This is a genomic window from Desulfitobacterium sp., from assembly GCF_035539115.1.
In the GTDB taxonomy this organism is placed as follows: Bacteria; Bacillota; Desulfitobacteriia; order Desulfitobacteriales; family Desulfitobacteriaceae; genus Desulfitobacterium_A.
Genome location: NZ_DATLJA010000072.1, coordinates 1 through 8,714, shown reverse-complemented (window position 1 = coordinate 8,714; position 8,714 = coordinate 1). Strand labels below are relative to the sequence as shown.

Annotated in this window: 14 protein-coding genes and 1 pseudogene; 5 read left to right on the top strand and 10 right to left on the bottom strand. The window is 40.0% G+C overall.

Annotated elements, in window-relative coordinates; translation table 11 throughout:
* Window positions 1-159: 159 nt before the first annotated feature.
* Both VM640_RS12090 and VM640_RS12085 read right to left on the bottom strand, forming a co-directional pair.
* Entirely contained in the window at window positions 160-543 is a 384-nt protein-coding gene (locus VM640_RS12090) for a (deoxy)nucleoside triphosphate pyrophosphohydrolase (protein WP_325392537.1), read from the bottom strand.
* Window positions 544-556: 13 nt separating this feature from the next.
* Window positions 557-1,033: a C-terminal helicase domain-containing protein gene (locus tag VM640_RS12085; RefSeq protein ID WP_325392543.1), complete on the bottom strand. Its 477-nt coding sequence runs from the start codon at window positions 1,031-1,033 to the stop codon at window positions 557-559.
* A gap of 137 nt (window positions 1,034-1,170) precedes the next feature.
* On the opposite strand from VM640_RS12085, the gene VM640_RS12080 reads away from it, so the two are divergent.
* From VM640_RS12080 to VM640_RS12065, 4 genes are read left to right on the top strand one after another with little or no spacing between them, the layout of a single operon-like run.
* Window positions 1,171-1,581 carry a transposase gene (locus VM640_RS12080; protein ID WP_325392535.1) on the top strand — a complete coding sequence of 137 codons (411 nt, stop codon included), beginning with the start codon at window positions 1,171-1,173 and terminating at the stop codon, window positions 1,579-1,581.
* Window positions 1,582-1,586: 5 nt separating this feature from the next.
* Window positions 1,587-1,865: a hypothetical protein gene (locus VM640_RS12075; RefSeq protein ID WP_325392534.1), complete on the top strand. Its 279-nt coding sequence runs from the start codon at window positions 1,587-1,589 to the stop codon at window positions 1,863-1,865.
* Between the two features lie 5 nt (window positions 1,866-1,870).
* Complete coding sequence (locus tag VM640_RS12070; protein ID WP_325392532.1) at window positions 1,871-2,290, top strand: hypothetical protein; 420 nt, start codon at window positions 1,871-1,873, stop codon at window positions 2,288-2,290.
* A 4-nt stretch (window positions 2,291-2,294) separates the two neighbouring features.
* Window positions 2,295-2,480 carry a hypothetical protein gene (locus VM640_RS12065; RefSeq protein WP_325392530.1) on the top strand — a complete coding sequence of 62 codons (186 nt, stop codon included), beginning with the start codon at window positions 2,295-2,297 and terminating at the stop codon, window positions 2,478-2,480.
* A 266-nt stretch (window positions 2,481-2,746) separates the two neighbouring features.
* Here VM640_RS12065 and VM640_RS12060 read toward each other — a convergent pair whose 3' ends face one another.
* From VM640_RS12060 to VM640_RS12050, 3 genes and pseudogenes are all read right to left on the bottom strand, one after another.
* Window positions 2,747-3,151: a phage holin family protein gene (locus VM640_RS12060; RefSeq protein ID WP_414647979.1), complete on the bottom strand. Its 405-nt coding sequence runs from the start codon at window positions 3,149-3,151 to the stop codon at window positions 2,747-2,749.
* Between the two features lie 11 nt (window positions 3,152-3,162).
* A complete protein-coding gene (locus tag VM640_RS12055; protein WP_325392528.1) occupies window positions 3,163-3,708 on the bottom strand; it encodes an RNA polymerase sigma factor in 546 nt (181 codons plus the stop codon).
* A 291-nt stretch (window positions 3,709-3,999) separates the two neighbouring features.
* Window positions 4,000-5,060 (bottom strand): annotated as a pseudogene (locus tag VM640_RS12050) (IS3 family transposase); the annotation flags it as partial.
* A gap of 149 nt (window positions 5,061-5,209) precedes the next feature.
* Between VM640_RS12050 and VM640_RS12045 the strand changes: the two are divergent.
* Window positions 5,210-6,055, top strand: a complete 846-nt coding sequence (locus VM640_RS12045; RefSeq protein WP_325392526.1) for a hypothetical protein — start codon at window positions 5,210-5,212, stop codon at window positions 6,053-6,055.
* 183 nt (window positions 6,056-6,238) lie between these two features.
* Here VM640_RS12045 and VM640_RS12040 read toward each other — a convergent pair whose 3' ends face one another.
* The 5 genes from VM640_RS12040 to VM640_RS12020 form a co-directional block, all read right to left on the bottom strand.
* Window positions 6,239-6,706, bottom strand: coding sequence for a cell wall hydrolase (locus VM640_RS12040; RefSeq protein WP_325392524.1), 468 nt, complete (start codon window positions 6,704-6,706; stop codon window positions 6,239-6,241).
* Between the two features lie 261 nt (window positions 6,707-6,967).
* Window positions 6,968-7,120, bottom strand: a complete 153-nt coding sequence (locus tag VM640_RS12035) for a hypothetical protein (protein ID WP_325392522.1) — start codon at window positions 7,118-7,120, stop codon at window positions 6,968-6,970.
* A 58-nt stretch (window positions 7,121-7,178) separates the two neighbouring features.
* Complete coding sequence (locus VM640_RS12030) at window positions 7,179-8,177, bottom strand: IS1634 family transposase (RefSeq protein WP_325392539.1); 999 nt, start codon at window positions 8,175-8,177, stop codon at window positions 7,179-7,181.
* A 10-nt stretch (window positions 8,178-8,187) separates the two neighbouring features.
* Window positions 8,188-8,379: a hypothetical protein gene (locus tag VM640_RS12025; protein WP_325392520.1), complete on the bottom strand. Its 192-nt coding sequence runs from the start codon at window positions 8,377-8,379 to the stop codon at window positions 8,188-8,190.
* Window positions 8,372-8,714 (bottom strand): 3'-5' exonuclease (locus VM640_RS12020; protein WP_325392518.1); only part of this gene is annotated, 343 nt, incomplete at its 5' end. The genes VM640_RS12020 and VM640_RS12025, both read right to left, overlap by 8 nt.

The following is an 8,714-nucleotide window of genomic DNA, read 5'->3' as shown; positions in this document are numbered from 1 at the left end:
GCCCTCTTTTGCTGCTCAGTTAAATTTAAGCCTATTGCTTCGATCTCTTCGAAAAATTCCTTCTCTTGCAACAATTTGAATCTCCCACTTCATTCTTATCGATATTATGCTAAATTACTTCTAGAATAAGCCATAGACGATTCCCAAAATGCTCCAACTCTATATAACAGTCTTCACCTTTTCCGCCAGTGGGATATCCGCAGGAGCAAAGTCATAGAAATCCAACTCATGGTGATCTACCCACGCCATCTTACTATGCACTTTCAAAGCGAGGTCCCCTGAAACCCACTTGCACCAAAATGCCATCAATCTAATCGTTCCGTTGGAATACGCGAAAATGCTTTCTCCGAAAAGATCCAAGACTTCTACCTCAACATCTAATTCTTCACGGATTTCGCGCTTTAAGCATTCCTGCGGAGTCTCCCCTGGTTCTATTTTATCTCCCGGGAACTCCCATTTGCCTGCTAATTTATCTCCAGGTGTCCGTTGGACAATCAGTACTCTGTTATCTTTTAAGATAATTGCTGCGGTTACTTCCTTCATGATTTTCAGTCCTTTATTTAAGAATCTGGTTAAGCTTAGTACGTAGCTTCGTTTCCTCTCCACTTTCATTTGTCTTAATTCTTAAAATCGGAATACCATACTTATCTTTTTTTTCGTCCGCTGACACGACAACAATCAACTTGTCCACCGCACGAGAAACCGCAACATTGATTAAATTAGGATTATCAACAAATTCATTTATTTCGTTCACAACTGTCGTAAGAATAATGACATCCTTTTCACGACCTTGGTACTTGTGAACAGTGTCCACTTTGATGTTTCGGGTTCCTACAGCCTCTTTGAGTTTATCCGTTTGCAATCGATACGGCGAAATGATGCCAACCGATTTCTTATGATCAACAATTTGCTCCGGCAGTATTTCTTCGATTATTACGTCAATTTGCCGCTGATTATAATGACCCCTCGCGTGGTTTCCCTTTGCCGTTTTGAACACAACCGACGGATTTTCACGCTCATTTACCTCAGTCAGTACTATAAGAGTCTGTTACAAAAAAACAATAATGGCTCAAACACCTGTTCGCGATAAAAAATAATTACACCTCTGTCCATTGTGCGGTAAAATAAAGGTAACGAGCCAATATTATCACACAGGAAGTGGTGTAAATCTTGCATATTCAACTCAACATGTTCTCATCCCTCTATTATAGCACGTTAGGTTTTGACGCGGAACTCATTGATTATGTTTCATTCATTAACAATGAGGAAATTCGATCGTTATTCCCACGACCCACCCTTATTGATCCGCGGGGGCGCAAGCCTTGGGATGGGGTTACTTTGTTTCGTATGCATATCCTCTACTTCACTCGACCCGAGTTTACTTCATTTCGCCAAATGTGTAGGGAGTTAGCCAAACCTAAACATCAGGATTATCGTAATTTTCTCGAGATAGATGGAACCAAAGTACCGAGCCACGCGGCCTTAAGTCGGTTTCGTGCCCAGCTTGGGATTGACGATGAAAAACAAACGAACTGTCCAAACCCTTTCTACACCAGGCAGAGCAAATGGAAGGCTTCCTGAATCTAATGATTGCCGTCTTAAATTCGCGTCCTGTTTTCGCATCAGTCGGTGGATTCAAAAAAGAGTGTACCTTCAAGACTCCTGAGAAGTGTACGTGTCAGCCCCGTTTTTCCGATACGGACGCTAAGGTCGGCCGCCAACGAATTAAAGTGAATCAAAATAAGTATTTTATCGGCTACCGTAAAAATACCGTGATTTGTGGGAGCTCACAAGGGCCAATGCCTTTAGGTTCAGTAGGATTCATGCAAAGACTTCAGACAGCCAAATGCTGCTTCCTTCTTTGAAACGAATGAAAAAATTGGATATTCAGCTTCCCAATTTAGTGGCAGATATGGGTTACATAGACAGTCAAGATAAGATTGATGCACACAAGACCTACCATACGACCGTATTTACCGAAGTAAAGAAGGACATGATCCGTCCTGAAGTTTGCGATGAACAAGGACGAGTGCGGTGTCCTGAAGGACACTTGGCGGTGTACGACGGGTTTGACACCGAAGATATGAGGGTACAATACGTAGGCGATCCATCTCACTGCGATTCCTGCTTACGTTGGGGAACTTGTGAGAAACGCTTTGAGTTTTCCTTTGAGGCTAACCCCCAATCTTTCGGGGTCGCAACTGGCAAAGGCCTGCCTAAATTTCCGCAAACAAGTCGAACTAAACTTTGCCTTAGAAGCAAACCTTCTGAATCATGTTTTTCACCATAAGAAGTTGACGATACGCGGGCAAAGACGGGTGGAGACCTACCTCCGGCTGGCTGAATTGAGCCGTTTAATTCTTGGTATGATCCACCATGCTCAGGAATACTTTGTTCCCAAGGAACGGAATCGAGAATTACGACACCTGGCGGAGCAAGCCATTTACGACCGAAAAAACACGCTTCTTCGCACGGCTTAAGTGTCGAACTATCCTCAAAAACAATAATGCACCTTGGCATCCAACTCCAAATGGAACCCAAGGGAGTACTATGCCCTTTTTTAGGGTGCTTTTTCGTGACTATCCTTTTTCAGTGTCTGGAAGTCTTTTGGGAAGCCCTGCAAGGAGTGAAAACTTCAGAATGAGGGGCACACTTGTTCGCTAACTTGGTTTGTTTCTTCTTTTTTATAACAGACTCTAATAAGGAGATATTAAGTATCGATTTGTAAAACTTGTTTCCAAAACCGTTATTCTTTATCCGTATTATTAATCTGTTGTAGAACATCTTTCAGTTTTTGTGGAAACGGTACTCCCATTTTTGCAGCGTTTTCAAGTATGCTGATGCCTTCATTAGACAGATAAAACATGATCAGTATTGTTCTGAGAGAACTGCCTGAACCGATGATATATTGGTCGATAATATTTCCCAATGAGACTAGGACAAATATCAATACCTTTTTGCAGATACCTTTAAATCCGATATCGCTTGAAACATTCTTTTCATAAATTGCCAACAGAACACCGGTAATATAATCAATTGACATAAACGCAACCAACGCGTAGGCCAAAGAATTAAAACCCCCTAGTAACCATCCTAAAACACCTCCTAACAGAGCAAGCATTATTCTAAAATCATTTAAAAATGTATTCACTTTAATTCCTCCTATTCAATGCTTGTTCTAACCCCTTTTCCTAATTTTTGCAAAGCTCTCTTTTTCGTCTGGTTGACTGCTTGTCTGCTGATTCCATAAATAGATGCGGTTTCCGTTACGGTATAACCCAATAGATAGATCATTTTGACAATGTTGAATTCCGATTCAGTCAGTACATAGTCTATACCTGCCAATTCAAGTTCGAAATATGTGTCCGAGGTAGCCGATGCAGCTTCAGTATAATAAAGTTCGCTATCACTAATGGCCGAATACGATATAATGTTATGAAGTTTTTTCAAGGCTATTAATCTTTTAATATAGCTGCTGCGGATAGATGTGTATATATAGGAAACAAGGATCCCTTCTGTTGTATCGCGCATGCGGTCAAGCCGAATATTCTTGAGAAGTTCAATAAAATCAGAAAGAAGGTCGTTATAGGCATCATCATAATGGAGCTTATAAGCATACTTTTTTAGCAATGGATCAAATTTTTTTATAAGTGTTAAAGTCGCATCGCTGTCACATTTCTGTGATTGGACAATCAGATCCACAATCATCAGGCATACCACCCTTCAACTGCTAAAGAGATGGGATGTCCATTTTTGTAAACATCTGGTATCTATTTTCTTTGCATCATTTTCACCTTCTCCAACAAAAACAGAAAAAAGCAGAAAATTGCGGCAATACAACCGCAATTTCTGCCTTTTTACATCCTTGGAGATATGCTGTTTGTACTTATGGAACGCAATTTATTGCCCGCAATAAGCTATACCTACTTACTTAGAAGTTCTATGTGTGAATATATAAATAACGAGCCACCTAAGTAAACATAATTGGTATTATAATTTGTACATGACCATGTACTCATTGATGCCCTTTCGAAGCTCTCTTGGAGTGCGATAATCGTTGATATAGATGTCATCATACTTGATGCTGCGAAAGAAACGTTCTGTCCTCACATTGTCCAAGTCCTGTCCTTGGCCATCCATGGAAATCCGGATGCCGTTATCCTCTAAAAGCTTGATATAATCTGGATTCGTGAAATGACTTCCTTGGTCACTGTTCATGATTTCGGGTTTGCAGCGACTAAAGGCTCGCTTCAGGCAGGTCATAACAAAACCCTTCTCCAGGGTACTGGACAGTTCATAGTCCACGATGTCCCAGCTATACCAGTCGATAATAATGAAGAGGTACATGAACCCTTTTCCTTTTTGATGTAGCATATATCTACGCCCCAAACCTGGTTGGGACGAATGATCTTTAAATTTCTCAACAGGTAAGGCTTTACATATTGGGCGTGATAACGCTTGCTCAGATTGGGTTTCGAATAAATCGTAATTATGTCCATCTGTCTCATTAAACGCTGGACGCGCTTATGGTTGATTAAGGCCTCACCGCAAAGAATATCCGTGATTTTGCGATATCCAAACGTAGGATGGGCGGTATGAATTGCATCGATCTTGTGCATGATTTCAATCGTTTTTTCATCCGGTCCGGTAACCTTCGGTTTCCGATTTGTGCTGCTACGGTTGACTGATAAAAGCTTACACTGACGCTTCGCCGTCAAATGCTCATGATGGTGTTCAACAAGATTCATACGACTATTTTCTGTTAAACAATTCTTTAGATTTTTTTTCATGCGATCGACTTCAATGGTCAATTGGCCAACTTTGCGCTCAAGCTCAGCAATTTGTCCTTCCTTCTCTAGTAGTGCTTGTTCGGCGTCAGAAGGACCTTTCTTAAATACTTCAGACGCTCGTTCCATGAATTCAGTCTTCCAGCGGCCAATCACGACAGGACTAATCTGATGTTTGGCAGCGAACTCATTGACTGTGTTTTCTTCCCTCAGTAATTGAAGGACAAGCTGGGCTTTAAATTCCGGGCTAAAGTTTCTTCTTGTTTTACTCAGGTTACCAGTATAACCTATTTTTTTCAAATTTGTGTCTCACCTATGGGGTTCAGTGTAAACAAGGGTGCGAAAGTTAAGATAAAAATTTAAGTAGACAAAATTGGAAATTAATACTAAGCTAAATATAGAGAATTTCAAGGAGAAATATAATGAAAAATTTTTACACTGTAAAAAAATATAAAAACATAATTATAGGCGGTGCTATTATATTTCTTATACTCAGTGCTAGTGCTTTGATAACATTAAATTATGTAAATCATACTAAAGTTGATGATATTGTAATTGATAAAAAAGAATTAAAAAATATTACAATCGAAGATTTAAAAGAGACAAAGCTTACTAATGCTGATACTTTTAATAATTCGAATTACCCATTAATAGCAGAAATTCCGGATCATGATATTTATTTGTATGGATTGAATAATTTAAATTATACTGGAGTTGTTTTAAGGCAAGGATCGCATATTCAGACTTTTAATTGGACTTACCTTACACCTAGGTTTATTCTTCCAAAAATAAGAGTTGCTGATTATGACCATAATGGAGCTGACGAACTATTAATTATATTACATAATGCATCTGGGACGGGTATCGCAATTGAAGAACTTCATATGTTAGAGCCAAGTAATAATGAACTCTATAGTGATGTAAAATTTTTACCAGATGATTATATTAATCAACTCAATAGCAATGTTAAATATAGTTACGATAAAGAGCAAAATAAGCTGATATTCAATATAGGTAATAATAAATATGAAATGGATACAACAAATAAATTTAAAACGTGGACATTAAAAAATATAACATATGGCGCTGTGATTTATTATGATATAAACGATATTATTCAAATAACAGCAGGGCCGGAATATTTTTTTAAAGAAATAGTATCGCCACAATTTTTTGGTACAATTAAAGCAAAAGTAAATTATAACAATGAAAAATTTACATTATCAGATTTTGAATTAGAAGAGAACTCTATCCGCCCCCCGCGTTAGAATAGTTGTCATAGGACTCCGGCTAAAGTAGATTCTTCTTTGTTCCAACCAAAGACGGGAGATTTTTGACTATGCTATTTAGTCCACAACTTACATTAAAAAGCGAGTAGATATCATATATAAAGATAAATACTCGCTTTTTAAACATTAAGTAATGTAATTCTTAATAGAAGAAATTAGATTTTAATAACCTTGAACTTTGAAGAAAGTATGATTACCTATTACATATTTTTCGGTAACGTTCACATACCCGCTTCCAAAGTTATACTGTCCAAGACTATTTACGACTGAATTGTAGAGTTCATTAGTATTAAACCATAAGCAAGTACCAATTGGATTTCCACTCGAACTATAGTAACTTTGAGCAATGCTTAAGCATTCATTCCAAGCAGTAGAACTTAGATCCGGACGTAATGCGGCATCAGTCCAAACGCCCTTAAATGCATCAGGATATAAAATAACGTCTTGATAGTACTGGCCTCCAAACTCACTAGAGTTTCTTGCCACCCTGTTTTTTGCAATCCACATGCAAGCAGTTCGACCAGTATTACTTTCGCTTCTTGCTTCTCCATACATCATTCTTGCAAGTAAATCAATTGCACTTCTGTCATATAAATCTGCTGTACTTGCTAACGGATCTCCATAACCCATAATAATTTCCTCCTTTTTGTAATTCGATAAATCAGATTAGTGTTAACACAATCGTATAAAATGAAGTTTTCTAGAATTTTCATTTTACATATACTAAAGATAAAGATTGCAGCTTTTTGTAAACATTAGAATTGAAATTTCTTCGTCTTTATCTCATGTTTGACAGCACCCTAGAACGGTGCGGGTTTGTAGGTACAAGTTTGCACTACAGGCCATATAACCCCGCGAAATCGCGGGGTTAATCAAAGAAACATCTGCTGTTTATTTTGCCAAAGCGATGAGTTTTTCGGGGAGAGGAATACCTATATCGGTTAAAATCTGTTGAACCATCGGTGTCGGAGGGGGAACACTCAGAAATTCCTGACCTAGAAATTTGCCCTTAAGAACATGCCAACGCCTTAAATCTTCAACCATGCGCTCTCCTGTATACCAACACTTGTCCAATTCTTGCTCTTTCTGCTTCCGTTCAGCTTCATCGGGGATAAGTTGAACTTGTTCCGCTGTTCCGCCTCATTTTGCCCTGGCTCCTGTAGAGCACCTGCAATTCCTGCTCCAATAAATAGGCTAAGACACAGATGAAAATGTGACCTCGAACCCGTTTCTCATTCCAGTGGTAAAGGGGACCGACTTCGAGGAAGTTCTGAATCTCGCGAAAGGCGCGTTCAATGTTCATCAACGTCTTGTAAGACAGCACCACCTCTGCCGCAGATAAGTCCGTATTGGTTTTGACGACAAATTTGCCATCGCGTAAAGCTTCTTTGACCAGTGCCGTTTCTGCCTGACGAAAGGAAAGCATTTGACCGTCGAAGTCAATCTCAAAAAAAGTCTGCATACCCTTTTTCGTCAGGATTTCAGCGACCTTAACCATCGTCCTTTTCGGGTCAGGCTTTCTGCCCCGCTTCGGTTGAGCTAAACGCTGTTGCAGCTCAGTGAGCGCTTTTTCGGCTTCCTCTAAGGCTGCGTTACGAAAGGCTTTGTCTTGAACGGCTTTTACTGGATTGTAACAAAGAATATAGCGAGCATTCTCTTGAGATTCTTCATCATCCACCTCCGAAGCGGGTACCTCGAGGTAAGAAAGGTTATCCTTTAGCTTGGTGTAAGCTTGAACATCCGCATAGGAAGCCAACAGCGCATCACTAACCACCCTGCCCCGCTTGTGGTAACCAACGATGTAAGGATACTCCGCTTTAGCCAATAAAATTAAGTTCTTATGGGTAACCATCCCTCGATCCCCGACGAAAACACACTGCTGGACCCCAAATTCCTGTTTGAGGCGCTTCAGAATGTCTGGAACCGTATTCTTATCCGGTGTTGATCCTAAAAAGACCTCATGCGTTATGGGCAGCCCATCTGGAGTAACTAATAAACCCAATTCAACTTGTTCTAGATCCGGTCGATGGGTCCGCGAGTAGTCGTGTTCAGCGATCGGGCAGTGGTGTCCAGTAACATGAGTACTGGTTAAATAAACTATCTTAAGAATGCTAGTCTGCCCAGATCAACTTCTGTTGTTCACAGATGTCTTTCATGAAGGAACGCTGTGAGCCGTCTTTGAAACGAACATTAATCACGTTCCCCACCTCACTAACGATGACTCCCTTGCCAAAGGTTTTATGGGAGACTACTAACCCTGTAGCGAGATTACTCTGGAGGGTTGCCGCCTCCCTATTAAGCATGATTTCTTGCGAAGGTTTCCATGACAAGCGCTGCCTCGCGGACAAAACGGGACGCTTTAACCCGTTTATTATGATAATAATCCATTGTGCATAGGATTACCCGCCTTTTAGCCCGCGTCATCCCGACATAGAAAAGACGCCTTTCCTCTTCCAATAATTCGTTCTGCCCACTTTTTTCAGCCTTTATCGTCTCCCGTTCAGGAATGATGCCTTCGACAAGGTCCACAAGATAAACCTGTTCCCATTCTAATCCTTTAGCGGAGTGGATCGTTGAAAGGGTCACGGCCTTACAGTTTTTATTTTTATTGGAAGACTTCATTTGTTCTTCGAGATAG